Origin of the sequence: Hymenobacter cavernae (genome assembly GCF_014641455.1) — a bacterium.
Lineage (GTDB): Bacteria > Bacteroidota > Bacteroidia > Cytophagales > Hymenobacteraceae > Hymenobacter > Hymenobacter cavernae.
Genome location: NZ_BMHT01000006.1, coordinates 139,775 through 166,331, shown reverse-complemented (window position 1 = coordinate 166,331; position 26,557 = coordinate 139,775). Strand labels below are relative to the sequence as shown.

The following is a 26,557-nucleotide window of genomic DNA, read 5'->3' as shown; positions in this document are numbered from 1 at the left end:
GTATGGCTCACTATTTCGTTTCCTTCACGCAGCTTCGGCAACAACCTACTATTCTGGTAGATAGCACCGGTCTGGGTGCCACGCTGGTGTTAGCGCACTGGCGCGGAGCCGCTACGCCCGAGCCCTTGCGCGACGATACCAGCGCCGGCTCCGTGCTGCGCGCTTTGCACGCGCCCGCTACGCCGGGGCTGGAAGCGGCGGCCGTTTCGGCCAATCATTTCGATGTGGATGGCTTTGTGGGCGTCTGGAGCCTGCTGCACCCCGAGGCGGCGCTGCGGCATGAAGCTTTATTGCGTCTGACGGCTACGCTAGGTGATTTTCGGGAGCTGGACTGGAATAATCCGCTATCCGAGCAGGCGCTGAAGCTGGTTTGCTGGCTCAATGCCAAGGAGAAGGAGCTGTTTTACCCGCCGTTCGGAGCGCCGGCTGTGCGCCGCCGGGAAGATGAAGCCTCAGCGGATAAGTTTGAGTGGTTTCTGCCGGCGTTTGGTGCGATTCTGGAAAACCCAGACCTAGGTCGGGCCGAATGGGAGCCGGAATACAACCGCATGCGCGCGGCCAGGGCCATCATGCAAAGCTCCGCCACGCACTACACGCGCTACCCTGACATTGGTCTGATCGTGGTGCATACGCCGGAGCCGCTGCCGTATTACGCCCTGTTCGGCCCGACTGCCGGCTTCGATATTGTGCTGAGCTGCTACAGCGGGCAACGCTATGAGCTTGAATATAAATACACTACCTGGATTGACCTGGAGTCGCGCCCCACGCTGCCCCGCCTGCCGCTCGATGGCTTAGCGGCCCGGCTGAACGCGCTGGAAACCAGCGCCCGCCGCTGGACCTTCGACCCCGTGACCGATACGGGGCCGCTGCTGCGTCTCTCCGGCAAAGGCCTGAACAAAGCCCAGCGCTACGCCGACCCCGATCAGCGCCCGATATATGCGTCCTCAATTTCAGCAGAAGTAGCTGAGCAGGAAGTAGTAGCGTTTTTCAAGCAGCGCTACGCCGCCATCAGGCCGAAGCGCTATTGGTCTTGGGCCGAAATCCGCGAAACCGGCGTGAATGCCGTGGCTTTGTAGGTGAATAGAAAGCTAGGTTTATGGGAAATTAGGCTAACTGGGGTCCGCTTGTCGAAGCCTCTCTACTGCCTCGCCTGTCGATTGTAGAGACGCAATATTTTGCGTCTCAATCGTTGCTGATGTTGTTTACCTAGGTTGTTCAAGGCCGGTCGTTCAACGAGGAGACGCAAAATGTTGCGTCTCTACAGGGTTCTGGCGTCCGCAGCGAGGTGGGAGAGATGCTTCGACAAGCAGACGCCAGATGAAGCATGACGGTCTCGTAAACCTAGCTAGCTTCTCCAAACCCAACGACGCGCAGCGAGCTGACGCCGGCGGCACCTTTGCGCACCTGCACCTGCGTGGTCACGCGTTCCTTCAGCGCGTCGACGTGCGAGATGATGCCGATCATTTTGCCGGAACCCTGCAAGGTTTCGAGGGCAGAAAGTGCAACATCCAGTGCATCCGGGTCGAGCGTGCCGAAGCCTTCATCAATGAACAGCGTATCAATCTGCGTTTTATGACCCGCCAGCTCCGACAAACCTAGGGCCAGGGCCAAGCTCACCAGGAAGCTTTCCCCGCCCGAAAGCGAGTTCATGGAGCGGGTGCTGTCGGCCTGGTAGTGGTCGATGATGAGCAAGTCGAGGTGCTCGTCGGGGTTGCGCGTGATGCGGTAGCGGTCGTTGAGGCGGTGCAGGTGGCGGTTGGCCAGCTCCGTCAGGCGGGCCAGGGTAAGGCCCTGCGCAAACTCGCTGAACTTCTTGCCATCAGCCGCCCCGATAAGGTCGGCGAGGCCGCGCCAACGGCGGGCTTCCTGCTGCTGCTTTTCCAGGGCAACCGCCAGTTGCGCATGCCGCTCCAGCCCCCGGTGATGATCGGTGAGCCGCTGCTGCCGCTGACCTAGCTGCTGGTTGAGCAATGCTAGCTTTTCGCTGTTGGCTTTTTGTTTTTCGTTGATCGTCTCCGAGGGTTCATCCGTTAGCGCACGCGCTTGCTCCGCCTGAAGCTGCTGGGCTGCTTCGGCGAGGCGCTGCTGCGTGGCAGCCACGGCGCGCTCGTGGGCCTGAAGCTCATCGGTGAGGCGGCGCGCTTCGGTGTCAGGGAGCAGCAGTGTGGTTAGCTCCGTTGGGTTGTCGGGGAGGCCGGCGGCGGCGAGGCCCACTACTAAGGCAGCGTGTTGCTGCTGGCGCTCCTGTTGCTGCTGTTGGGCATCCTGTTCGCGTTGCCGAAGCTGCTCGTCGAGGCGGGCTAGGCGGGTTTGCTGCTCACTTAGGGCCTGGGTGAGGCGCTCCAGCTCGGTGGTGCGGCGCTGCACTTCGTCGGCCAGGTGCTGGCGAGCGGCGGCTACGTCAGCACCAGCGAATAGCGTTTGCCGCTGCGCTTTTTGCTGCTGAATAGCTGCGTGTTTATCTAGTAACCCTTGCTTGTTTTCGCGCAGCCACTGGTGCGTTTCAGCGTGGTTTTTCTCCAATTCCTTCAGCGTGGCTCCGCTGGCTTCGCTCTGCTTTTCCAGGGAAGCCAGGTTGGCTTTTTTCTGCTCAAACTCCGCGCTGAGCTGCCGGCACCGCGTAATCAGCTCGCGCCCGTTTTCCTCGTTGAAGCGCAAGCCGAAGCTGCTGAGCAGGCTGCTGATCTGCTGCTTCACCAGCGGCACGCGCTCCTCGGCGTCGCGAAGGCTAGCTTCTACGTTGGCGGCATCCGTCTGATATTCTTGCTGTTGCCGGGCGGCGCTTTCCTGCTGACTACGTGCTTGCGCCAACGCTACTTCGGCGGCGGGGCGCTGCTGCTCCAGCTCGCGCAGGCGCTGCACCGCGGCTTTCACTTCGTCGGCCGCGGCTTTTTCATCGGCTTCCAGCAGCAGAGGCAGAATCTCGGGCGTAGTGGCCGCAAGCTGACCGCCCGCCTGCTCCAGCATGTTCACGTAGGTGGAGGCGCGGTTCAGGCGCGTGTTCAGGGCCCGCACCTGCTGACTTAGCTCCTCCTCGCGGTTCTTGTCGCGCGCCAATGATTCTTCACTGACACCCAGCAAGCCCGCCGCAAACGGATGCTCAAGGGCACCGCACACGGGGCACGGCTCGCCCGGCGTCAGCAGCTCCCGCGTTTCGGTGTGCGAAAGAATGAGTTGCTGAAGCTGCATGGAGCGGCGCAAATCGTCCCAGTGCTGCTGCTGCGCCTGATAATCGCGCTGCAGCTGCGCCGCGTGGTGGTGCAGGCGCCGCAGCCACTGGTCGCGGTGCGTGGCGGCGGTTTGCTGCTGCGCACCTAGGTCGGCGAGCTGCTGCTGCGCAAGGGTGGCTTGCTGCTGATAGCTGGCCGCTGCCTCAGTGGCTTGGCGCTGCCGCTGTCGAAGCTCCTGCTGCCGCTGGCCCAACTGACCTAGCTCACTGCGTAGGTGGTCCCAATCCTGAAGGTGGGCCGTCAGCTCCGGCAGCGTGTCGGCCAGCTCGGCCAGCGGGCGGTGTTGGTTGAGCCAGGCACCTAGGTCCGCGGCCTGCTGGCGGAAGCCCTTGGTTTGGGCCGTGAGCTGATCCAGCTCGGTCTTCTGGCGTTTGCACTGCTCATTCTTCTGCTCGTATTCCTGCTTGGCTAGCCGAAGCTGTTCCTCGTCGCGCCGCACCAGTAAGTCGAGCTGTTCGGCTTCGCGCAGGCGCGGCTCCTGTTCCTGTTGGGTAGCCAGGGCGGCTTCGCGGGCCTCGGCGGCGGCGGTGCGCAGCTGCGCGGCAGAGGCTAGGTGTTGCTGGAGCGGCGGCAACTGCTGCCGCAGCTCGTCGGCACTGCGCTGGAGCTTCTGAATGTCCTCTTCGGCGCGCTGCAACAACGCCCACGGCGTGCGGAAGGGGAGAGCCTGCGTATGCTTTTCCAGGCGTTGCTGCACGGGCACGAGCATTGCGGCCCTGGCAGTCAGCTCGGTAAGCTGCTGCTCACCCCGGTGCTGCTGGGTCGTGAGGTCGACCAGGCGCTTGAGCCAGCTCTGCGCTTCAGCGAGGCGCTGCTGCTCAGCGGTGGCGGTGCTTAGCTGCTTTTGCAGCTCTTGTACTTCGGCTTCCAGCGCTGCTACTTCGTCGGTGGAGAGTAATGTTACGCCGGCCAGCCCGGCACGCAGCACGTCCACCTGCTGCGCCTCTTCTTTGGCTTTGCGAAAGGCGAAAACGGAAATATCGGAGTACTTCCGCGTGTCGGTAATCTTCTCCAGCAGCTGCGCCCGCTCGCCGGGGCTCGACTTCAAAAACCGCGTAAACTCGCCCTGCGCCAGCAGCACCGACCGCAAAAACTGCCGGTATTCTAGGCCGCTCAGCTCTGCTACCTTGCTGGGTACCTTCGACTTGTAGGTTTCCAGGAAAGGCCACGTTTCCTCGCCTTCCACCACGCGCCGCTCGCTCAGCTCCATGCGCGAGTCCTGCAACGGCCCGTCGGGGCGCTTGCGGGCGCGGTGCTGGCCCCACTTGGCGCGGTACAGGTTGCCGTTCACGGCAAACTCCACTTCCGCCCAGCTTTCACCGGTGCCGTGGCTCATCACCTGCTCGGGGCCGCTGCCGTCGTGGCGCGGCACCTGGCCGTAGAGGGCTAGGGTAATGGCGTCGAGGATGGTGGTTTTGCCCGCGCCGGTCGCGCCGGTGATGGCAAACAGGCCAGCATCGACCAGGGGCGAGTTGGCAAAATCGACTTCGTGCTGCCCGCGCAGAGAGTTAAGATTGAAGAAGCGGACGCGGAGAATTTTCATAGGTGAAAGCCGGCTTGGGAAGGAGCCGGAAAATGATTGCGAACGTAGCGGCTGGTCGTGTTTGGCGTGCAACAACGAAGTTGAAAGGCTTGTGCTACTACTATCCAAACAAACCCACTGCCACTCGAACCACGAAGTTACTGCGAATAGGCGGCAACTGTGCAGCCGTCATCCTAGGTTCCGGTTAGAAATATAACCTAGGTGGCTGGTAGTGAAGATTCTGCTAAAATAAGCGTTGGCATGAACGCGGGAATTCTACTAGCCAGCACTCTTGCATAATGAAGGCGTTATCCATCATTGCAGTGGCTTTCGTATCTTCCGCTAAAAGCATCAGCGCTATGACCTTGGTATTAGTAGAAGTTCCGAATGAGGCCGCCGTAGAGGCGCTGCGCCAGTAAAAAGACGTGCGGGTAGTGGGAGTTGTGACCGACGCACCCGCTTCGAATATTCCTGTCTCGCCGCGCAAGTGGGCCGGTGCGCTGGCTGCTATATCCCCAAAAGCAGCCGAAGAGTGGGACAAATACTTACAGGAAATTCGAAACGAATGGGAGCGGGATATTTAGCAGATAGCAACGCTGTTATTGATTTGGTGTTAGGTAGACTGCCAACTGCTAACGCGGCATGGCTCGATGCTCAACTTACTCGGCATCAAGTGACAGTGGAAAAGCTAAAACCAGCAACGACACCTAGGCAACCTAGGTGGCGTTGCTGGTTTTATAAGCAGCATTGCCTCGGCCTACCGCTTCACCCCCAATAAATCCCGCACTTTCGTCCACTTGATATCCGGGTAGCGGTCATTATCCAACGGCGATTCCAGCTTGGCTAAGCCGGAAAGCATGTTGTGCAGGTATTGCATGCCCTGCCAGGGCGGGAATACTTCGTTTTTGGCCGGTGCCAGCGTGCGGGTTACTTTGATCATGCCGGCAAGAAAACCTAGGCTTCCGGCTCGTAACAGCTTGTATTGCTGACCCGTGGCTTCGCTGGCGGCGGCTTGCAGCTCGCGGATGGTGGCTACCTCGCCGGCTACGCGCAAATACCTAGGGGTGCTACGGTCGAGGGCGGCGGCAGCGGTGAACTTGGCCGTGTCGACCATCGTGGTGAAATCCAGCGGCTGGTCGGGGCTGCCCCAGTACACCACCCGGCGCGGACCTTGCAGAACGACCGGCGCCTGTCCTTTCAGCAGGTCCATGAACATGCCGTTGAGGATGGAGGTGGCCTGAATCGGTGCCTGATCGAGCCGGTGCTGGAACTCCCGGCGCAGGTCGAAGTTGCGGTTGGAGCCTTCGGGCAGGCGGGTGAAATCAGCCGAAAAGTCGGACGGGATGAAGCGCGACACGCCGGCTGCTACGGCGGCATCGAGCAAGCGCGTTTGGGCTTCCACAATCACCTTGCGCAGCCCCGACAGAGCTGATACCACGCAATTAGCGCCCGCGAAGGCTTGCGTCAGCTGCGCCGCGTTGCTGTAGTCAACTTCCACTATTTCAACTCCTTGCAGGCGCAGCGAGGTGGCTTCGGCGGTGTTGGCTTTACCAGGTCGTACCAACGCCCGCACGGCGGCGCCACGACGACGTAGGTGATGCGCAATCAGCAGGCCCAGGGCGCCGGTAGCGCCAGCCAACACAATGGTAATTGGCTCCGTGGCCGTGTTACTCGAATGATCTGTTGTAAGCGCTGTCGACATCAAACGTCTTCTTTTAAGCTGACTTAAAGCTACTTGCTGGTTTACAGCTGCTTCAGGCTAGCATCGTGAGAAGACAATACAGCGCTACCAGAGTGAAAGTTATGAGAGGAACGAAAATAAACTCAGCCGTGGAGTGACCTAGGTTTTGTAGTCTGCGCTACGCTTCCCGCATCAGCTCCAGCAGCTCGTCGAAGGTGCGCAGCAATTCTGCCCGGGCTTCTTCCGGCTCACTTTCCAGGCGGCGCTCAAATACTTCCCGCTCCGTAAAATCGTGGAGGCTGCGGGTGAGCGGCTCCGGCTCATCCAGAGGACGCAGTGCTACCAGGCGTAGGTGACGGCGGTTAAGTACTTCTATTTGAGTGCGGTCGAGGGTGGTAATGACCTTCAGGAGCTGCTCGGCCACCTCGGTCTGACCTAGCTCCGAGCGCACTTCCACGTCGATCCAGGCGGGGAAAAGGTAGCCGGCGTTGTCGTAGGTGGTGAGCTTGGAAAGCACTTCTTCCAGCGTGCCGTGGAACCGCGCTAGGCGGCGGCTGCCGGGTACAGCAAGCGCTTCGATCTGAACGCCTTCCGCAACGAAATCCAGCAGCAAAACTTCCTTGCCGTGGTCAATTTCGGAGAAGGACAGCGGAATGGGCGAGCCGGAGTAGCGGATATGCTCGCGGCCGCCCACTCGCTGCGGCCGGTGCAAATGGCCCAGCGCCACGTAGTCGAACACCGCCGGGAAATGCTCGGCCGACACCTGACCTAGGTTGCCGACGTGAATCGTGCGCTCCGAATCGGACGCGGCGCCCCCGGCGGCGTAGAGGTGGCCGGTGGCCAGCACGGGCACGCCGGCTTCCTTAAGCTGCCACACCAGCTCCACCTCGGCGGCACGGGCGTAGTGGTCGGCGATGCCCTGGCGGATGCGGATTTCGCGCTCCTCCGCCGATTCGCCCGGCACGGAGAGGCGCACGTCCCGGTCGCGCAGAAAGGGGATGGCGCACACCACCAGGCCGGGTTTGCCCTGCGCGTCATCGAGCACAATGACCTGATCTTCAAAGCAGTCGGGTACACAGCCCACTACGTGCACGCGCAGATGGCGCAAGAGGCGAGCGGGCGCGTTGAGCGTGGCCGGCGAGTCGTGGTTGCCGCCGACTATCACAATGTCGCGGCAATCGGTAGCCTGCATTTGCAGCAGAAAATTATAGTAAAGCTCCAGCGCGGCATTGGAAGGCGAGCCGGTATCGAATACGTCGCCGGCCACCACGAGCACTTCTACGCGCTGTTCGCGCACCGTTTGCACCAGCCAGGTGAGAAAGTGCCGGTGCTCCTCGGTGCGCTCATTGCCGCCAATAAAGCGCTGACCTAGGTGCCAGTCGGCGGTGTGAAGAATTCGCATAACAGGGATTGAAGCGGGTAAATCAACTTCAAAAATAATGTATTAGCACGATGTAGCGCGAAGCTCCTGCTTCGTGTATCGTTGAACGACCGGCACCTAGGTTATCGTGCTAGCTTCATCGCTCAACGATACGCGAAGCAGGAGCTTCGCGCTACAACTCCTTTAATGCACTGGCTGCTTCTGAAACTCCGTGATGGCCTCACCTAGGTCGTAGATGGTGGCGCCGGGCAAAGCGGCCTGCAAAATGCTGGCACCCGCTGCCGAGCGGTAGCCGCCGGCGCAATGCACCAGAATAGGCTTCGTAACAGGTACTTCGCGGGCCCGCTCGCGCAACTCGGGCAGCGGAATATGAAGCGCAACGGGGAAAATGGGCTGCTTGCTTTCCGCGTAGTTCCGGATATCCACGATGGTGAAATCGTCGGGGCGCTGGCGTACGTGCTCCAGGTCCAGCTCCGGACTGGTAGCGGGCAGCTCGACAGGCGTGAGCAGCGCCCCGCGGATGTTGGTTTCGTAGCCGATCTTGGCGGTTTTGCGAATCACGGTATCCAGCGCAATCTGCGAATCAGCAATCAGGTAGAACGTTTCCCGCGGACCAACAACCGAACCTAGCCAGGTTTCGAACTTGGCGCCGTCCATCAGGTTGATGGCGCCCGCTACGTGGCCGGCCCGAAATGCGGCGGCGGAGCGCGTATCAACAACAAGCGCATCATTGGCCAGCAACGCATCCGATTGCAGGCGCGGCACAGCCCGCACGTTGTCTTCGAACGGGTGGGCACCTAGCTTGTTCAGCTCCACATCGAAGGGGAAATACTTGGGCACAAAAGGCTGGTCTTCCAGCACTACGCGCACAAACTCTTCCTCCGACATGGGTTGCAGCGCATAGTTGGTTTTCAGCTCTCTGCCGATGGTGCTATCCAGGTCGGGGCTGGTCACTTTGCCGCACAGCGAGCCGGGGCCGTGCGCCGGGTACACCCGCGTGGCCGGCGGCAGCGACATGAGGCGCTGGCGGGTGCTGCGGTAGAGCTGGGCCGCGAGTTCTTCGCGCTGATAACTACCTAGGGTTGCGTCTTCGCGCAGGTCGGGGCGGCCCACGTCGCCCACAAACAGCGTGTCGCCGGTGAACACGGCGCGGGTTTGCGCCCCGTCATCCATGAGCAGCACCGAGATGCTGTCGGGCGAGTGGCCGGGCGTGTTCAGGGCGTGCAGCTCCACCGAACCCAGGCTGATCCGGTCGCCGTCGTCGAACGGCTCGTGCCTGTAGATGGCTTTGGAAAACTTGCTGCAATAAAGAATAGCGTCCGTTTCCTCGGCTATTTCCAGGTGGCTGGAAACGAAGTCGGCGTGGGTGTGAGTCTCAATAACGGCGACGATGCGAGCGTCGTGCTCGTCGGCAAAATCGTAGTAAGGCTGGGGGTCGCGGGCCGGGTCGATGAGCGCTACCTGGCGGCCGCAACGGACGGCGTAGCTGGCATGGGCTAGGCCTTTATCATAAAACTGCTGAATCTGTACGGAGGTACTACTACTAGGCAGAGGACTCATGGTGGTTGGTTGTGGTGGGGAGCACTGCTCCGCGTAGGAGCAGGTGACTACTTCAAATATACGCAAGGTCGCTTACGGCGAAGGATCCAAAAGCTGAAAATTGCGGATGTACTTGAGTATGTAGGCTTTCAGTAAAATCTACGACCTTAATATACAGTCTTCCCACCAAACGTTTTACGGTCGGGGAAGCAAAAATAACTACAGTGGAGGTTGCCGCCGGCGTCACAATCTCCCCTTAGTGAGCCGGAAGTCGCCTAACCCTAACAACAAAAAAGCCCCGACCAACTGGCCGGGGCTTTTGCATTAGAATGACAAAGCTAGGTTAACTCTTAACTTTTACCTTGTCTTCTTTCATCTTCATTTTGCCTTGCGCACCCTGGCCGCCCATACGGGCTTCGCGCAGCTGGCCATACTTGGTATATTGCTCCGGTGTCAGGATGCCTTTGAGTTGGGTATCGTATTGCTCGCGAGCGGCTTGCATGTTGCTGCGCATGGCGGTGCGGTCGTCGGAGCCGGCGGCTTTGGTGCGCATATCCCGCATCTGCTGGGCTTGGGTGAGCGTCAGCTGACGTACTTTTTCGGTTTGCTCGGCGTTCAGACCTAGCTGAGTGGTGAGCTGTTTGGCGCGCGCCTCCGCCATTTGCTCGGGCGAGCGCTGCATTCCGCGACCCATGCCGCCACGGGCCATGCTGCCCTGGCCACCTAGGTTATCGGTTTGAGCAGACGCTACGCCGGTCGTGAGGGCAAAAGCAGCGAAAAGGATGAGCAACTTTTTCATAGGGATGGTGTCTTTGAAATTGATTTCGGGAGCTTGGATGCGCTTACCCGGCGAAGGTTTAATTTGCTGCCGTCCGCGGCTGCTTTGTAGTGGGCAAACGCCACGCTAATGCGGATTATCGCCTATATTCGAGCCGGGCCGGGGGCTGTGCCCTGATGCGCTCAACTTCCTTTCACCACATCTCATTCTTTCTTTATTACTGTATGGCAAATATTTTCGCCAAAAAACCCTTGGCCGTGCTATTAGGCGAGGCCAACTCCACGGGTCACGGTACGCTCAAGCGGACCTTGGGCGCGGGCAACCTTGTCGCGCTGGGGGTGGGCGCCATTATCGGGGCGGGTCTGTTTGTGCGGACCGCCGCCGCCGCCGCGCAGGCCTCCGGGCCAGGGGTAACCCTGGCTTTCGTGGTAGCGGCCATTGGGTGCGTGTTCGCCGGCTTGTGCTACGCTGAGTTTGCCGCCATGATTCCGATTGCCGGCTCGGCCTACACGTACGCCTACACCACCATGGGCGAGTTTGTGGCCTGGGTTATCGGCTGGGCCCTGATCATGGAATATGCCCTTGGCGCGGCCACCGTCAGCATTGCCTGGAGCGAATACCTGAACAAGCTCTTGCAGGTCTTTGGCACCAGTTTACCGTATAATTTAAGCCACTCGCCCTTCGAAAGTGCCGTGGTGAACGGTGTGACGGAGCATGGCCTCATCAACCTGCCCGCCCTGCTGGTGATTGTGGCGCTGAGCCTGCTGCTGGTGAAAGGCACGCAGGAGTCGGCGCTGTTCAACTCCATCGTGGTAATCCTGAAGGTGTTGATCGTGCTGGTATTCATCGCCGTAGGCTGGCAGTTCATCAACCCCGCCAACCACACGCCTTACCTGATTCCGGAGAATGCTGAGCCGGTGAAAAACGCCGCTGGCGAAGTAGTGCGCACCTATACCGAATGGAACAAGCACGGCTGGGGCGGTATTCTGGGCGGCGCGGCCATCGTGTTCTTTGCCTTTATCGGTTTTGATGCCGTGAGCACGGCCGCGCAGGAAGCCAAAAATCCTAAGCGCGACATGCCAATCGGCATCCTAGGTTCCCTGATTATCTGCACGCTGCTCTACATCTTGTTCGGGCACGTACTGACCGGCGTGGCCAACTGGCGCGAATTTGCCGATCCGGCCCTGGGTGGTGAAGCCTCCGTAACCTACGCTATTAAGGAGCACATGCCCGGCTACGGCTGGCTGAGCACGGCCGTAACGGTTGCCATTCTGCTCGGTTTCTCGTCGGTAATGCTGGTAATGCTGATGGGCCAGAGCCGCGTATTTTTCTCGATGGCGAAAGATGGCCTGATGCCCAAGGCTTTCTCGGAGCTGCACCCTAGGTTCAATACGCCCTACAAATCGAACCTGATGCTGATGGTGTTCGTGGGTGGTTTTGCGGCCTTCGTGCCGGGCTCTTTGGCCGGCGACCTCACCTCGTTTGGCACCCTGCTGGCCTTCGTGCTGGTAAGCATCGGCGTCTGGATTATGCGCCGCTCCGACCCCGATCAGCCGCGACCATTCCGCTCGCCGCTGTCGTCACCTAGCTTTCCGCTGGTGCCCATCATGGGCGCTATCATCTGCCTGCTCCTGATTGCGGCCTTGGATGCTTTCACCCTGAAAGTGGCTCTGGGCTGGATGCTGCTGGGCTTCATCGTGTACTTCATCTACGGCCGCCAGAACAGCAAGCTGCAAAAAGGCGAGGTAGTAGTGCCCACCGAAATGGAAGAGCAAGCCTTCATCAAAGACTAGCTTCCCAGCCGAAAAACGCCCTGCAATCGGGCGATAAGTATTACAAAATAGAAAAGCCGCTTCTTCTCAGGAGCGGCTTTTTTGGCTTTATAAGTAACACCAATAGGGCTGTAGCCTGCACCAAACGGTCTCAGACCTAGGTGGCTAGGTTCGCAAAGAAGCGTGCCCAGACTTAGCTGGTTTGTACTTCGCTTTTGAGCTTCAGAACCCGGTCGCCGTTTTCCTGCACAATCACGAAAGCGGGATTATCGGCGGTGCCGTTGCGGGTGATTTCGTGGCCCTTCAGCTTCCGCGTTACTGCTTCTTTGTGTACTTCCTCGATTTTGCCGGTGGCCGTGCCGGTACCGTATTTCCAGGTGACTTGGGTGCCTTTGCGCATAGAAATGAAGAATGGACGAATGCTAGGGGAGAGGTACTGTTGCGCAAACCGCAGGCAATTCGCGGAAGCTGCTCCCTAGACCTGCTACTGAGGAAAAGGCCTAAGGGTTATCCAAAAGCGTGATCCGGAGGCTTTTTGAAGCAGATAACAGCCTATGTACTACGTTTTTGAAGCTAATAGGTTGCGGTAGAAACTGCGTATGAACACGGATAATAAGTACGCGTAAATACGTATTTTTCACTTAAGCAAGAAAAAATTAACCTAAGCATCATCCTACTAAATAATTATATGATTACATTTGATTCGTCTTATAAAAGATTGGATTATTCAAGCAGAGGTGCTGTTTCCTCAGCCACAATTAGGCTTCCAATAATCCAGATACTGCCTCACCTATTTTTAAACACCAACTTCTTACACTCATGGCGTCGAAAATCCTTTCCTTCATCTGCCATATGCCCGGAGTGATGCCCGGTGCTTATCCATCCGTACCTACCTCACCTGCTCCTGCTAAGGCAGCTGACCGCAAAGCCAACGAAAATAAGCAAGCGGAAGGCGGCCATTTTACCGCTATCTACGAAAATGAGCGATTTGTGCGCTTCAAGTACATCAGCAACGCTAGCCGCTAGTATGTAAAGAAGCTTTACTAAACGGTTTACCTTATTAAAGCCGCGCTTTCTTCAACCGGAGAAAGCGCGGCATTTTTATGGGCTTGGCCAGTCGCTACACCAAGAGAAACCAGCATGGGCCGGATTTCGGCTAACTTGCGGCCCAGTCCAGTCGTTTTGCGTGCATGAATGATTTGTCGTTTCGCCTTCTGATTTTTTCGCTTCTGATGCTAGGGCTAGGCTCCGGGCCGCTCCGAGCCCAGCAGCCTGCCTTCCTCCCCGACGAGAATTCGTACTACGGCATTATTGCCCGTGGCAGCGGCCGCTCGCTCGACGTGGCCAATTCCTCCACCGAGCCGGGTGCGGCCACGGTGCAGTGGGAGTTTACGCAGGCTCCCAGCCAGCAGTGGCGCTTTGTGCGCGTGGCGCCGGGCAGCGTGTACTTTCGCATCGAGGCCAAGCACAGTGGCGCCTGCCTGACCGTGGAGAAAAACGAGGAAAACTCGCCGCTGGTGCAACGGCCGTGGTCGGGCAGCTTTTACCAGCAGTGGGCGCTTACCTCGGGCGGGCCCATCGGGAGCTTGCAGCTGCTGAACCGCGGCACCGAGCGCTGCGCCTCCCTGGCCGCCGCCGACAAAGCCAACGGCACGCCCGTAGTAGCCCAGCACGCGGCTAACCGCGCCACTCAGCAGTGGCGCTTGTTTAAGCTCCACCTCAACCTAGATCCTAAGCAGCCCGGCTTCGGCACGCCCGAGCCACTCGCGACGGTGAATACGCCCGCCGGCAGCGAACTAAAGCCTGTGCTGGCCCCCGATGGCCGTACGCTCTACCTGGTGCGCACCAAGTACGACGGCAACACGGAAGGCAATACCGAATCGGGCGACAGCTGGCTGAGCACGTCGGCGGATGGTCGCACCTGGGCCGCCCCAACCCGCCTGGATGCTCTTAACACGTCGCAACACAATGGTGTAATGGCTATTACCGACAACGGCCGGACGCTGCTGGTGCGTGGCACATACGAGCGCGACGGCAGCTTCCGCGACGAAGGCGTGTCGAAGGTGCCGCGCAACCTGGCCAAAGGCTCGCACCCGCAGCGGCTGCAAATCGCCAATTACTACTCCACCGGTACGGCTACAGATTTTTTTGCAACGCCCGATGAGAAGATTCTGCTGCTTTCCCTGGAGCGCTCCGACTCCTACGGCAATAACGACCTTTACGTGAGCCGTGCCTCGGCGGGCGGCGCCTGGTCGGAGCCAACTAACCTAGGTCGGATTGTGAACTCGCCGGGCTTCGAGTTTGCGCCTTGGCTGGCTCCTGATGGCAAAACGCTGTACTTTTCCTCCTATGGCCACGCCGGCTACGGCAGCGCTGACATCTTCGTGAGCACCCGCCTCGATGACACCTGGACCAACTGGACCGAGCCGCGCAACCTAGGTGCTCCCGTGAACGGGCCCGGTTTCGATGCCTACCTCAGCCTCACGCCCGACGGCAAGCAGGCGTATTTTGCCTCCGGCCGTACGGCGAATGCACCCACCGATCTGTTTCGGGCGGTGGCCGGTCTGGCGCCCGTTGATACGATACCGCCCGCCGCGCCCGTCGATCCGCAAGTGGCTGCGCGCACGCTGCTCACGGGGCATGTGCTGAATGCCAAAACCCGCCAGCCCATTGTGACAGAGGTGAAAGTGACGCGCTTAGGCAGCGACTTGGCTTTCAATGCTACGGCGCGGACAGAGGCCACGGGTGGCAGCTTCCAGTTCACGCTGCCGCCGGGTCAGTATCGGTTGGCGGCCACCAGCCCCGGCTTCCTCACCGCCACCGACACCGTCACGATGGTAGGTTCGCTCAACCGCGACCTGCTGCTGGTGCCGGCCAGCGTGGGCTCTAGTCTGGAGCTGCCGACGCTCATCTTTGCCCAAGGGAAATACGCCTTGCTGCCGGGTTCTTACGGCGAGCTGAATCGCCTGGCCCGCACCCTGGCCGACAACCCGAGCGTGAACATCCGGCTGGAAGGCCATACCGACAACCAAGGCAATCCGGCGCTCAACCAGAAGCTTTCTGAGGACCGCGTGGCCGAGGTGCGGCGCTACCTTATCACCCGCGGCATCGCCGAAAACCGCATCAGTGTAATCGGCTACGGCGGCACCAAGCCCCGCGCCAGCAACGAGAAAGAGGAAACCCGCCGCCTCAATCGCCGCGTAGAATTCACGATTACGAAGCAATAGCCAGGTTCGAAACCTAGCTTTTGCTTAGAACCAGACGCGCCATGAAAGCTACCATCCTGCGCCAACTCGACCTGCCCAATCTGCCATCAGCTTCGGGAGTGGAAGTGGTGGGCGATATGGCCTACATCATCGGCGACGATTCGCCGTTTCTGTATTGCCTTGATGTGCATTCATTTGCGGCCGGCGCACCGGTTACGCTGTTCGAAACGGCGCATTTTAGCAGCGGCCGGATTCCGAAGAATCTCAAGCCGGACCTAGAATGCATGACGCTGGTGCCCGGCCCGCCCGGCGAAACCAACCTGCTGGTGCTAGGCTCCGGAGCAACGCCGGCGCGGGAAAACGGCTTTTGGGTAACCTTGGCGCCCGATGCGAAATCGGCCGCCGCGGTATATCCGGTGTCGTTGGCGGGGCTGTACGCCGCCCTGCGACCTAGCCTGCCTGCCGGAATCACCCTGAACCTGGAAGCCGCCGCGGCCACGGCCACCGAGCTGCTGCTGTTCCAGCGAACCGTGGGCTCGACGGCCGGAAATCTGGTTTTTCACCTGCCCTTGGCGGCTACCCTGGATTACCTGCGCCATCGCCGGACGCAAGTGCCCGAAGTAAGTCGGCAATTTTACCAGCTACCTACTATCAATGGCAAGCCTGCCGGGTTTTCCGGCGCTACGGTGTTTGAAGACAAGCTGTTCGTTACCGCCTCCGTGGAAGACACCGCCGATGCCATAGCCGATGGCGCGGTGCTCGGTAGCTTTGTGGGGCTGCTGCCATTAACTACTTCTTCTATAAATACCTCTCCCGTAGCCTTGCAGCTTACGCAGCTCGCGCTACCGGGTGGCAGGCCCTACCGCGGTAAGGTAGAAAGTGTGGCCGTGCGCTGGAAAGTAGGCCCTGGGCACTACGAGCTGCTGCTCGTGACCGACGATGACGCGGGCGGCTCGACGGCCCTGATTGTGGAAGCCGTGGTGTGAGCCTGAGCTACTTAGGATATACAGATAGTACATAAAAGAACGATCATGCTGAGCTGGTTGAAGCATCTCTACGGTAAGAGTAAGTAATATACTTTGGCGGTAGAGATGCTTCGACCAACTCAGCATGACCGTCGGTAGCTACTTGCCTAGCTGCTGCCGAAGCTCCTGCACTTCGCGCTCCAGCTCCAGCGTGCGGAAGGTTACTTTCACTTCTAGGTCGGCATAGGAGCGCTCCAGCTGTTCCTGAAGCTTTTTCTGCTCGGTGATGTCGGTGTGAGTGCCGCACCAATGGATGATCTGACCTAGGTGGTTGCGGACGGGCAAGGCCCGGCTCAGAAACCAGCGGTACTCACCGGTTTTGCTGCGGATCGGAAACGTGTCTTCCCACGGCTCGCCCGAGTGGAACGAGCGGGTAAGGCCTTCCATCACACGCTGTAGGTGGTCGGGATGGTGAACCTGGCGCCAATCTTGGCGGATAACTTCCAGCGTAGTGCCCGTGTAGTCGTACCAGCGCTTGTTAAACCAGGTAAGCTCGCCCGCGGCGCTAGCCATCCAAGCGAGCTGCGGAATCGTATTGGCCAGGGTCGTAAAATCCTGGCTGACCCGCGCCAGCTCCAGCTGCGCCTGCTTCTGGTCTTCGATATACGTGCAGGTGCCAAACCACTCCTCAATCTGACCGTCGGCGTTGCGCTGGGGGAGGGCCTGCCCCAGAAACCAGCGGTAAGAGCCGTCCTTCGATAGAAACCGGTACTCTATTTCGTAAAAATCGCCGGTCTTCAGCGAGTGTTCCCACCGCGTCCGGGCCCGCTGGCGGTCATCGGGGTGCAGCAGGTTGTTCCACATGTTGGCCCCGACACTATCGGCCAGCGTGTAGCCCGTAAAGTCGATCCAGCGCTGGTTGAAATAAGTGTGGTACCCGGTGGGGTCCGTAATCCAGACCAGCTGCGGAATCAGCTCGGCCAGGAAGCGGAACCGGTCGGTGGCCGGGTTCGGCTGACTGTCGCCGGCTAGGTGCGTAGCATTTATCATAACAAAGCGAAGCGGAATAAGAACTACACGCGGGTAAGCTGCATTTCCATTCCCGACTGAAAATATAAGTTTAACTGGCTCTGCCGGCCGTCGGCGGAGCGGCGCAGACGCGTGATAAGGGCCCGCGTTTGCTCCTGCGTAAGATATAGCTCCAGATAAGGCCGGTTCAGAAGCGCATCCCGCTGCACGTTCCACTTGCCCGTTTCCTCTTGCTGGGGCGCCTGTACTTGCAGCGTGCCGGGTTGCAGATGAAAGTACGTGGCCCGCGCCAGGGTGCTATCCGGATTGCTACGGTTCAGCACCCGATCTGCCACGTGCCAGTCGCCCGTCAGATAATCATCGGGCAGCTGCTGCAAATTGACATCAAAGAGGAAATCGGACATGAGGAGGCAGGGACAAAGCAGCAGAAGCGGCTGCAAATTTAACGGTTTGCCGGCAACACACAGCCTGCTGTTTGGGGTAAGTCTGCTTCTCTTGCCCCGGCCAGCAGCCGTGATTCAGCAAGCATACCATCCGCATATGAACATCCGATGATGCCGGCGGCTAGGACCTAGGTCTGAAATTTTTTCGGGCGCGAGTTAATGCTGAGCAGTCAAAGTAACCTGCTGATTTACTAGGATATGTGGCTGGCTCTTTCGGAAGCGCGGTACTGTTTTTCTAAAAAAATGAAAAAAGTCGCCCTCGCCGAAAATCCGGTCAAGCTTCTACTTCGTATTTGCCCGGATTATTGGTAGCACTTTTGCGCTGTGCTTGCTGGTCAGCTTACAAGATGATTGAGCAAGCACAGCGAATGGGTTGGCTTGTCTGAAGACATAGTAATATATAATTATTGCATTATAAGATACTTATTCTTCTTTGCTGCTGCCCTACTACAGTCATTCTATTGCTTATCTATGCTTGAGTCACACTTTGAAATTTTTCGCGGAACGGATACACTCTACCATTTTCACTTGCGCAATCAGTACGCCGAGGTCCTGCTTACGGGGTATCCTTACTTTTTTCAGCCGGGCTGCTACGTTGGCATTATGAATATTCGGGCGCATTGCCAAATGCATTATATCATCCGCTCAGATGCGCCGTTTGCCTATAGCTTCCGCATTCACGATGGCACCCACGAAACCATCGCACACGGTGCTTTCTACGAAACCGATGCCGAGCGCGAACAAGCCATTGAGCAGGTGCTGGCCCTGGCGCCGCTGGCGCCGGTGATGTACCTAGGTTCCATTATGTCGCTAGAGATGGATACGCTGTCGTAGCCTACTCGACCACCAGGCGGCGGCTTGCCCGGCCAGTAGCGGTAGGTATCTGCAAAAGGTAAACCCCTGGAGACATGACTGTTACATCCAGCACCGCTTCGCCGAGGGCAGGCGAAAGGCGCGCCGTGCGCACCACTTGCCCCAGGGCATTCAGCACTTGCACTTGGCCAGCGTTCCGCGACGACAAGGTCTTGGGAACCCGCACTGTGGTCAGGGTGTGCGCAGGGTTGGGGTAAAGCTCAATTTCCGGCGCCTGATCCGGTTGCGAAGCCGTCAGCACGCCATCATCGGAGAGGGAAGCCAGGTAAGCAGCCGGGGCGAACGGCCGACCCACGAGCGTCAGATTACCAAAGCAGGCGGTGAGGCCGGAGAAGTAGCCCGTCACGTACACCGTGGGGCCGTGCAGCGCCATTTTCTGCACCCGGTCATCGCCGGCGCTGGTGCCCGCTTGCTGCGCCCAGGTGAAGGTGCCGGCACTTACGCCGTCATGGAGCTTGGCTACGAACAGGTTACGATAGGACCCATAGCTAGGGTCGGTATTGCTCAGGGTGGTGCTGCCGAAGCTGGCGGTCGGGCTGTCGAAGTCGCCGGCCACATACACGCCCGCCCCTTGGATGGCCACGTCGCGGGCGCCATCATTGCCCACGCCGCCTGCCCGTTGGGCCCACATGAAATTGGCAGCGGTCAGCTCATCCGTGAGTTTGGCGACAAACACGTCGCTGGTGCCGGTGGTGCTGGCATTGGGCAGGGTAATGTTGCCGAAAGTGGTAGTAGCTCCTATGAAAGAGCCTGCGATGTACACGCTGGGGCCTTGCACCGCTAAGCCATACACAAAATCGCTCGAAGCGCCCCCGGCACGTTGCGCCCACACAAAATCAGGATTGCCAGCGGCGCCGGCCGTACGCGTGACAATCGTCGGGTCGATGAGCTTGGCCACAAATACGTCGTTGGAGCCGTTGCCGGCATTCGCCAGCCGGAGGCTACCTAGGTGCGCCGTAGCGCTGGTGAAATAACCGGCCACGTACACATGCGAGTCCTGCACGGCGAGGGCATTCACGCCTTCGAACCCCGTGCCGCTCACTTGCTGCGCCCATGCAAAGTTAGCCGCCGAACCTAGGTCGGTGAGCTGCGCCACGAACCCATCCAGCACACCAACCGCCCCTAGGATGGTGGTGCCAAAGCCGGCATCGGTGCTGCTAAAGCTGCCCGCTACGTACACGCTGGTGCCACGCACGGCCAGGCTCGTCGCCACATCGGAGCCCGTTCCACCCGCCGACTTTGCCCAATTGAAGTGGCCTGTCGTGCCTTCGTCCGTGAGCTTGGCCACAAAGACATCCGAACCGAAGTTGTCCGGCAAAGCATTCATCAGAACCGTGGGGCCGAAGTAAGCCGTGGCGCTTTGAAAGTTACCGGCCACATACACACTCGTGCCCTGCACGGCTATAGCCACAGCCTCGTCTTCGGTTGCGCCGCCCGCTTGCTGAGCCCACACGAAGGAGCCGGTGGCGGGGCTCCATTTCGCCACAAATACGTCGCTGAAACCGCGGCTGGTTAGCACCAGGCTGCCTAGGTGGATGGTATGATCAAAGCTGCCCGCCAGATACACGTTGCCTTGCGCGTCGGTGGCAACCGAAAAAGCTTTGGAGCGGGTGTTATCGTCTGGTTTGATGGAGGTTACAGCCGTTTGCCAGGTGGGCGCCTGGGCTTGCGCCAGCAGGCTAGTGAGGGCAAATAGCAGCAGAAGCAACAGGCGCACACCGAAGAAAGTAGAAGTGTGTTGCATGCACAGACAGGAAAAGAAAGTGGATTATTTTGTGCAAAAAAGAAGCTGCGGCCAAGCTCAGGCAAGTCAGCGTAGAGCGGCGGCTTTGTCACGCGTAAAGCCGTTTGTCGCCACAGTGAGCAGGGGCACTTTGCCGTCGAGCGCTGAGGTAACCTAGGTTTAGGTGTGTGGTAGAGGAGCCAGCCAGTTAAAAAGAATCCTTGCAACGGCCTTGCGTCGCGAGTAAAAAGCTAGGCCAGTAGAGAGGAGGCGAATTGCAGCATTACGTAATAACGATAAGCTCTAGAAATTGGAATTAATTACAATATGGCTTTTACGTTATAAATGGAAAATAGATATTCTTTTTTCAATAATCAGCCTTATCCACAGCGTGATAAGCTTCCGGTTTTCCTATCGCTACAATAGCGCAAGTACCCCGCACATTCTGCAAAACTAGCTTCGCTTACTCCGTCGCACAGGTGGCGTTAAGAAGCGTTTGCGGCATAAGTGGAAGGAGAAAAACGTTTGGCTATAAGCATCTATTAGTTAATGATTTATATGCTATAGCCAAAACATTATTGCCGATAGCTAATTTGCTAAACCCGTTAGTGCTATTTAATTTAGCTTGAAATCATGAGCTATGTAGAAATGGCTACCAGAAAAAATACCCCGCAAACCATCGTTCTTGACCCCACGCAAGCTGAAGAGTTTGACGACTTCAACACGCAGGACTACGTTGATGAAACCTCAACCTATGCTGAAGACGCTGACGCTTCGCTGTGCCCCAGCTGTGGCGAGCCGCTAGCCTGGCACGATGAAGCGTGTAGTGCCCCCGCTACGCCCACTGCCGCCGCAGAAGAGCCCGTACCCGATGCGGAAGCTGACCCTGAACCTAGCTTCACGCCTTCTCGCTTCGCGTATACCATTGGGCAGCCGGTGCAGCCCGCCTACAACACGCACCCCCACACAATCATCTGGCGCGGCCAAGTAAAAGAGCGCCACCCGCGCACCGGCCTGCTCTACCGTGTCAACGTCTATAGGCTCGATAACGGCTATTGGGATTGCTACTTCGAAGCGGAGCTGCAAGCGGCGTAGGTAGGCGAGTTGCTAGGTTAGCTAAAGGCTCAAGATTCCTGCGTTTGTGACTAAGAACGTTTGGTTCTCTTCAAAAAACTATATCTAAGAACGACCCGGAAAACCTGTGTTTTCGGGTCGTTTTAGTTAGGTATAAAGCCAGCCAGAAACTGACCGTTTGTTGGAGGGATTTAGGTAGCTTTAAAGCATAGCCACACAACTCATCTTACTAGCAGTCAGACAGCATGAAAAGATTTATATCTAATGTTAAAAATAGTTTAAAGTGGGCGTTCTTTCCATCTACTATTATCGCGATGCTGTCAGCATCCACTCCGAATGGAGCGGAAATTACTATTTATACATTGTACACATTTCTGTTTCTTATAGCTTTATTTTCTATTGCATTTCTAGGATTTCATGCTATTGCTGATTCTGGTAGTACTATAAAAGAAAATAAAAATGAATACGAAGAAGCAAAGAACGAGTACAAAGCTTTGCAAGAGAATATAGAAGAGGATTTTTTCAACAAGCTTATCAAAATCAAGTTCAAGCATATAGATCAGTATTATTATTAGACTCAAATACAGGCAGGCAGAAGCTTCAATATCACTGTTTTTTGTTCTGTTATAGCCTTCTCTATTATCATTGTTGGCGTTGTGCTTATGTACTTTGATAGAATAAATTCTGGGTACAAAGCGATAATAGCAGGGATTATAAGTGAATTTATATCAGCAGTATTTTTTTATTTATATAATAAGACTATAATGCAAATGAGTAAGTATCATAGTAAATTAGTGATAACGCAGAATATTAGCCTTGCTTTAAAAATAAGTGAATCGATGCCTGAGCAAGAAAAAATAAAGGTTCAATCATTAATTACACGGCAATTAACGAGGGGTATAAATCAGTATTTAGCTTCAGATTCTAACGAATAACGAGCATTGTACATGCGAGTAGCCATCTATGCGCGGGTGTCGACGAAGAACAAAGGGCAGGACACCGAGAATCAACTGCACCAACTCCGAGAATCTGCCGAGCATCACGGTATCATATAAAAGGTGTTCACCGATGTATGATAGGGCTGCAAAGCCTTCTAGCATTGTTTTACTACCTAGGTTTCTTTAAGAACCTTGGGGGCAGTTTTGCCGATGGATTCCCATACAACGTGCTGACAAAAAACTCTTGGGCAATGACGTAGTTGCGGCCGATAAGTAAGAGCTTATAAGATGGTGCTGTGTGAGTAAACTGTTGTTCGGTTGGTAGATGATAATAAGTCTCAACCCTATGATGTGTACAAATTTCAGCAACGGCCTGAGCTACGTGAATGGGAACGTTCTCTAGAATTATACCACCTGTGCGCGTCAGGTTAGGGACTATATTGTGCGCCAGCAGGCGCTGCCACCACATAGCCCAAGAGCCACGCACGAAATCGTGCCACTCGCCGGCTTGTGTCCGAAGCTCTTGACGGATGTCGGCTAGCAGTGCGGCCGGATTGGCGATAAGATGAGGAGATGGCCGGGCAAGCAAGGTTGTTGAAGGACCTTGGACGCCGTTTAGTAAAGGATGATGCTCATCGTGGAAGGAGACGGGGCCATAGGTGCCACGCTGTAAGCGAAAATTGAGCTTCCCACCGAAGTCGATGCGGTGCACTTCGGTATCAGTGACCAGTTCGAGGAAGGTGCTTTGGGAGTAGCGGAGTTGACCGAAAGGATACAGGTGAGCGAATTGCGCCATCATAACGGGAAGCTACAGGTTTTCGGCACCAAGTCCACGGTTGCTTATTGCGCGTTCAGCATATCCACTTCTTTGCCGGCTGGGTACAAACCAGGAAACAAGGCGGGAGCGAAGACAATGGGGTAGGCAGCGCGATAAGGCGCCAAATGGTCGGCGGGGTTGGTGGCAAGCAATCCGGCCTGTAAAAGTTGCTGCGCCAGCGCCTTAGCGGTTTTATCCGATAAGCCAGTCAGGCGCTCCACCTCCCGCCGCGGAATACTGCCTTTTAGAAATACCGCTTCCAGCACGTAGTAGGTTTCTGGTCGCCACTTGCGCCGGAGCGTGAGCAGCTGCGCCAGGCCCCGGAGCCGGCTCAGCATGTCGTCGATGGCGAGTACGCTGGTCATGTAGGTAATCTGATCCAGGGCTACTTCCAGGAAGAACTTGCAGAACGCCACCAGCTGTCGCTCCGACAGATTGCCCCGCCCATCGTAGTCGTTTTCGCGCTGGGCATCGGCAGCAGCCAACGTCCGCTTGTAGGCGGTTTCACTCCGGGCCAGTCCTCGCGACATCGACCACAACCCGCCGGCATCCAGTCCTTCGGCCCGAAACGCCGCGTCACTGAACAGGCGCGTCACCCGCCCATTGCCGTCCAGGAAAGGGTGTACCCACGCCAGGCGGTGGTGAGCCGCCGCAATCTGAGCTACCCGCGCCAGCCGGTCGTGCTCGTAGCGAGGCTGATAGCCTTCTTCCAGTCGCTGCAAAAAGGAGGGAAGTGCCTCAGCAGCCGGGGCCACATGTCGCCCCACGCGCACCTCGCTGGTGCGTAGTTCGCCCGGCACCACTTCCAGACGGTTGCCCTCCAGGCTGGTCGTCCAGCGGAACTCCTCGGGCAAATGGGCATAGAACTCCTGATGCACGGCCCGCCAGAAGTGCTTGGTGTAAGGGTTGCCGTCGGCTTGTGCCAGCAGTGCTGGCAGTTGGGCGTGTACCTGAATATGAGCCCGGGCTTCCAGTTGCAGGGAGCGGTTACGGCTATCGGCGGCGTAGTCTTCCTGTAGAGCACGGGCAATGTCCAGCGGGTGGGTGTCGTGCCCTTCAATCAGGTTGGAATAGTAGCTGTTAGCCGGCCGCAGGAAATCGGCAATGGCCGCCGCCGTTAGCGGGTGCAGGCTGCCCGATAGCCGCGCCGCCGCTTCCCGGATCTGCAAGGCTAGCTCCCGCACCTCCGGTGGCCACGAGCTAGGTTTGAGAGGCGTAAGAGCTGAGGAGTCACGATATAAGGCAATAGGGGAATTCATAACACAAACGTACAAGCATATTCCGACACTATTTCCGATGTGTAATAGTCAGTATGTCAATAAGAAATAATGATATGTTGACGCTGTATTCCGATATCAAGTACGAGAAAGGCCCAGTCTCACCTCCTTAGAATGTGAAGGACATTTGGATATTGGCAGCACACTTGGCAGCGCGCAAGTCCGGCCACAGGTAGAAATAAGGGCGGAGGTGAAGTAAGAACGCGCCACGGCGCGTTCTTGTCCGGGCGACGTGCTCAGAGTAGGTGCTAAGCGGCGCCAGCATCGACGGCCTACGACGAACGCGCCGTGGCGCGTTCCTACTGTCCCCGCTTCGACCAACGCCGAAATAAATCTCGAAAGGCTAGAATGCAAGAAGCCTGAAAAACCGCTTCTGTTACCAGATTTGCAGCTTTTCAGGCTTCTTGTAATTGTATTCTAGTACCCAGAGCCGGGGTCGAACCGGCACATCTTTCGATATTGGTGTTTGAGACCAACGCGTCTACCGATTCCGCCATCTGGGCTTGTCTCGTTCCTACGACTCAGGAACGGGTGGCAAACTTAGCGAGGCTTTCCCGAATTCGCAAGAGATAACGCCGTTTCAAATAATAAGTACGGATTTGTTGGAGGGCTTGGGGGCGCACATCCACGGGCAAACCGGGGTAGCCGGCCAGCACCGGCTCAATGCCGGCATCAAGCGTTTCGGAGAGGGCGTTTACTTCATTCTCAACGCGTTGCGCCGCCTCCGGGTCGGGCTCAAACTCTAGCTCCATCAGCTGTTCATTCAGCTCCATCACCTCCATTAAAAAATCTGGGGGAAGCTCCTGTTTTCCTTCTTCCAGCATACCATGCAGGCCCAAAATATAGGCCATGCGTAGGTCAGAGTCGGAGAGGGTGCGGTAGGCGTTGGTGTTGAGCGTAGCTAGGTTCAGGATTTCCTGCTGCCGCTCTGGGGTTTCGGTGGCGTGAAAATCGGGGTGGTATTGGCGGCTGAGGGCGTAGTACTGCCGCTTTAGCGCAGCCTCATCGAGCTGGAAGGTTTCGGGCAGATCGTAGAATTCGAAGTAGTTCGGAGTCATAAATAGATACGTTATCCAAGCGAAGCAACAGGGCCGGCTTCATTAGGAATAACCTGCTGTACGGAAAAAGCTAGGGGAGGCGCCATAAATAACGCTTTCGTCGCGGGCCATACCTCTCCAAACAAGGCCGAGCGCCGATAGTCATCCAGCGCAGCCACGGAGTCCCAGTGGCTGTAGGTGCAATAAACCTGGGGCTGGTCGACGTCCTGCCAAAGCTCCAGGTGCCGGCAGCCGGGCACCTGCCGGATTTTTTCTTCCGATGCTCCGAATATGCGCAGGAAATCCGCTACAGCGTCGGGGCGGAAGGTCATTCGCACAACTCTTAGTATCATTGCTTTAGCGAAGTGAAGACTAATAAAACGGAGTTTTTCGCAGACTGACAGTCTGTCTTACATTACTTAACATAATATATAAACAATTACAAACACCTGTTATACATTGAGTTACGCAGAGCCGGTAACCTAGCTTTTTACGTTGGCTTCTACTTCCACCGGAAAGCGCACATCAACCTGCGAATCGAAGTAGAGACCTAGCAGTTCGGCGGCATTACCCTGGTTGATGCCAATGCACAGCACATCCTGGCTGTTGAAGATGCAGACGGCATCGCCGGGGTCGGCGGCCTGGAAGTGAAGGGCAATGTCGCGGACGGTTTCGCGAGCGAAATGAATTGAGCAGGGGCGGCCGCGGCCGATAACTTCCACGGCAGTGCGGCTGATGTTGGTGATGAGATTGCCGTAGTGGTCGACGTGCACGACATGGCCCGTGATGCGGTTGTCTTGCAGGCGCAGCTGCCGATTTACTTTCTGGTACAGCTCGGTGGTGATGGAACCTAGGTCGGCGAGCAGGCCCCCTTGGGCGAGGTGCACGGCGGCAGGCGCCAGCACGTCGCGAGTAGGAGAGGGCGTGGGCGCTGCGGGCAGGCGCACCAGCTCTTCGGGCGAGCCGTCGGTGAGCAGGGCCACCAGTCCATTGTCGGCTCCTACAAAGTAGTGCCCTTCGAAAAGCGCCGCGTGCCAGCTCGGCTGGGCGCTGCCATAATCGTTGACACCTAGCAGGTGTACGGTGCCAATTGGAAAATCCCGAAACACCGCATTTAGAACGTATAGAGCGTGAGCGATGTTGAAGGGTTCAATGGCATGGGTAATGTCCAGCACCGGTTGCGTCGGCGCCAGTTGGAACAGTCGGGCTTTGACGGCGGCCACGTAATGGTCGCGGTAGCCGAAGTCAGACAGAAAAGTAATCAGCCCCATG

General features: G+C 57.6%; 24 protein-coding genes and 1 tRNA gene. 10 read left to right on the top strand and 15 right to left on the bottom strand.

What is annotated here, in order from left to right:
• Positions 1-2: 2 nt before the first annotated feature.
• Positions 3-1,076, top strand: coding sequence for a DUF6687 family protein (locus IEX74_RS16680; RefSeq protein ID WP_188815153.1), 1,074 nt, complete (start codon positions 3-5; stop codon positions 1,074-1,076).
• A gap of 265 nt (positions 1,077-1,341) precedes the next feature.
• Here the strand turns inward: IEX74_RS16680 and IEX74_RS16675 are convergent, their stop codons facing one another.
• The 5 genes from IEX74_RS16675 to IEX74_RS16655 form a co-directional block, all read right to left on the bottom strand.
• A complete protein-coding gene (locus IEX74_RS16675; RefSeq protein ID WP_188815152.1) occupies positions 1,342-4,773 on the bottom strand; it encodes an AAA family ATPase in 3,432 nt (1,143 codons plus the stop codon).
• A gap of 736 nt (positions 4,774-5,509) precedes the next feature.
• Positions 5,510-6,454, bottom strand: coding sequence for an aromatic alcohol reductase (locus tag IEX74_RS16670; protein WP_188815151.1), 945 nt, complete (start codon positions 6,452-6,454; stop codon positions 5,510-5,512).
• A 157-nt stretch (positions 6,455-6,611) separates the two neighbouring features.
• Entirely contained in the window at positions 6,612-7,835 is a 1,224-nt protein-coding gene (locus IEX74_RS16665; RefSeq protein WP_188815150.1) for an exonuclease SbcCD subunit D C-terminal domain-containing protein, read from the bottom strand.
• A 162-nt stretch (positions 7,836-7,997) separates the two neighbouring features.
• Complete coding sequence (locus IEX74_RS16660) at positions 7,998-9,374, bottom strand: MBL fold metallo-hydrolase (RefSeq protein WP_188815149.1); 1,377 nt, start codon at positions 9,372-9,374, stop codon at positions 7,998-8,000.
• Positions 9,375-9,696: 322 nt separating this feature from the next.
• Positions 9,697-10,152 (bottom strand): DUF4890 domain-containing protein, encoded by a 456-nt coding sequence (locus IEX74_RS16655; protein WP_188815148.1) that lies wholly within the window; start codon positions 10,150-10,152, stop codon positions 9,697-9,699.
• Between the two features lie 203 nt (positions 10,153-10,355).
• Between IEX74_RS16655 and IEX74_RS16650 the strand changes: the two genes are divergently transcribed.
• Positions 10,356-11,924 (top strand): amino acid permease, encoded by a 1,569-nt coding sequence (locus tag IEX74_RS16650; RefSeq protein WP_188815147.1) that lies wholly within the window; start codon positions 10,356-10,358, stop codon positions 11,922-11,924.
• 172 nt (positions 11,925-12,096) lie between these two features.
• Here the strand turns inward: IEX74_RS16650 and IEX74_RS16645 are convergent, their stop codons facing one another.
• Positions 12,097-12,303: a hypervirulence associated TUDOR domain-containing protein gene (locus tag IEX74_RS16645; protein WP_188815146.1), complete on the bottom strand. Its 207-nt coding sequence runs from the start codon at positions 12,301-12,303 to the stop codon at positions 12,097-12,099.
• 419 nt (positions 12,304-12,722) lie between these two features.
• On the opposite strand from IEX74_RS16645, the gene IEX74_RS16640 reads away from it, so the two are divergent.
• The 3 genes from IEX74_RS16640 to IEX74_RS16630 all read left to right on the top strand — a co-directional run bounded on the left by IEX74_RS16640 (position 12,723) and on the right by IEX74_RS16630 (position 16,095).
• A complete protein-coding gene (locus tag IEX74_RS16640; protein ID WP_188815145.1) occupies positions 12,723-12,929 on the top strand; it encodes a hypothetical protein in 207 nt (68 codons plus the stop codon).
• A gap of 206 nt (positions 12,930-13,135) precedes the next feature.
• A complete protein-coding gene (locus tag IEX74_RS16635) occupies positions 13,136-15,130 on the top strand; it encodes an RICIN domain-containing protein (RefSeq protein WP_229755339.1) in 1,995 nt (664 codons plus the stop codon).
• A 41-nt stretch (positions 15,131-15,171) separates the two neighbouring features.
• A complete protein-coding gene (locus IEX74_RS16630) occupies positions 15,172-16,095 on the top strand; it encodes a DUF6929 family protein (RefSeq protein WP_188815143.1) in 924 nt (307 codons plus the stop codon).
• Between the two features lie 138 nt (positions 16,096-16,233).
• Here IEX74_RS16630 and IEX74_RS16625 read toward each other — a convergent pair whose 3' ends face one another.
• Entirely contained in the window at positions 16,234-17,124 is an 891-nt protein-coding gene (locus IEX74_RS16625; protein WP_188815142.1) for a PAS domain-containing protein, read from the bottom strand.
• A gap of 23 nt (positions 17,125-17,147) precedes the next feature.
• Positions 17,148-17,507: a hypothetical protein gene (locus IEX74_RS16620; protein ID WP_188815141.1), complete on the bottom strand. Its 360-nt coding sequence runs from the start codon at positions 17,505-17,507 to the stop codon at positions 17,148-17,150.
• A gap of 510 nt (positions 17,508-18,017) precedes the next feature.
• Here IEX74_RS16620 and IEX74_RS16615 point away from each other — a divergent pair.
• On the top strand, positions 18,018-18,380 hold the full coding sequence (locus IEX74_RS16615) for a YegP family protein (RefSeq protein WP_188815140.1): 363 nt from the start codon (positions 18,018-18,020) through the stop codon (positions 18,378-18,380).
• Position 18,381: 1 nt separating this feature from the next.
• On the opposite strand, the gene IEX74_RS16610 is transcribed toward IEX74_RS16615, so the two are convergent.
• A complete protein-coding gene (locus IEX74_RS16610) occupies positions 18,382-20,163 on the bottom strand; it encodes a T9SS type A sorting domain-containing protein (RefSeq protein WP_188815139.1) in 1,782 nt (593 codons plus the stop codon).
• Between the two features lie 612 nt (positions 20,164-20,775).
• On the opposite strand from IEX74_RS16610, the gene IEX74_RS16605 reads away from it, so the two are divergent.
• The 4 genes from IEX74_RS16605 to IEX74_RS16595 all read left to right on the top strand — a co-directional run bounded on the left by IEX74_RS16605 (position 20,776) and on the right by IEX74_RS16595 (position 22,271).
• Complete coding sequence (locus IEX74_RS16605) at positions 20,776-21,237, top strand: hypothetical protein (protein WP_188815138.1); 462 nt, start codon at positions 20,776-20,778, stop codon at positions 21,235-21,237.
• A 224-nt stretch (positions 21,238-21,461) separates the two neighbouring features.
• Complete coding sequence (locus tag IEX74_RS16600) at positions 21,462-21,791, top strand: hypothetical protein (protein WP_188815137.1); 330 nt, start codon at positions 21,462-21,464, stop codon at positions 21,789-21,791.
• 6 nt (positions 21,792-21,797) lie between these two features.
• On the top strand, positions 21,798-22,151 hold the full coding sequence (locus IEX74_RS23525) for a TRADD-N-associated membrane domain-containing protein (protein ID WP_373285589.1): 354 nt from the start codon (positions 21,798-21,800) through the stop codon (positions 22,149-22,151).
• A 12-nt stretch (positions 22,152-22,163) separates the two neighbouring features.
• Complete coding sequence (locus IEX74_RS16595; RefSeq protein ID WP_229755338.1) at positions 22,164-22,271, top strand: recombinase family protein; 108 nt, start codon at positions 22,164-22,166, stop codon at positions 22,269-22,271.
• 52 nt (positions 22,272-22,323) lie between these two features.
• On the opposite strand, the gene IEX74_RS16590 is transcribed toward IEX74_RS16595, so the two are convergent.
• From IEX74_RS16590 to IEX74_RS16565, 6 genes are all read right to left on the bottom strand, one after another.
• On the bottom strand, positions 22,324-22,953 hold the full coding sequence (locus IEX74_RS16590) for a hypothetical protein (RefSeq protein WP_188815136.1): 630 nt from the start codon (positions 22,951-22,953) through the stop codon (positions 22,324-22,326).
• A gap of 41 nt (positions 22,954-22,994) precedes the next feature.
• Positions 22,995-24,230 carry a Fic family protein gene (locus IEX74_RS16585; RefSeq protein WP_188815135.1) on the bottom strand — a complete coding sequence of 412 codons (1,236 nt, stop codon included), beginning with the start codon at positions 24,228-24,230 and terminating at the stop codon, positions 22,995-22,997.
• A gap of 439 nt (positions 24,231-24,669) precedes the next feature.
• Positions 24,670-24,751 (bottom strand) — tRNA-Leu (locus tag IEX74_RS16580).
• 18 nt (positions 24,752-24,769) lie between these two features.
• Positions 24,770-25,306 carry a Fe-S protein assembly co-chaperone HscB gene (hscB, locus tag IEX74_RS16575; protein ID WP_188815134.1) on the bottom strand — a complete coding sequence of 179 codons (537 nt, stop codon included), beginning with the start codon at positions 25,304-25,306 and terminating at the stop codon, positions 24,770-24,772.
• Between the two features lie 11 nt (positions 25,307-25,317).
• Positions 25,318-25,638 carry a putative quinol monooxygenase gene (locus tag IEX74_RS16570; RefSeq protein ID WP_188815133.1) on the bottom strand — a complete coding sequence of 107 codons (321 nt, stop codon included), beginning with the start codon at positions 25,636-25,638 and terminating at the stop codon, positions 25,318-25,320.
• A 129-nt stretch (positions 25,639-25,767) separates the two neighbouring features.
• Complete coding sequence (locus IEX74_RS16565) at positions 25,768-26,556, bottom strand: SAM hydrolase/SAM-dependent halogenase family protein (protein WP_188815132.1); 789 nt, start codon at positions 26,554-26,556, stop codon at positions 25,768-25,770.
• Position 26,557: the final 1 nt, after the last annotated feature.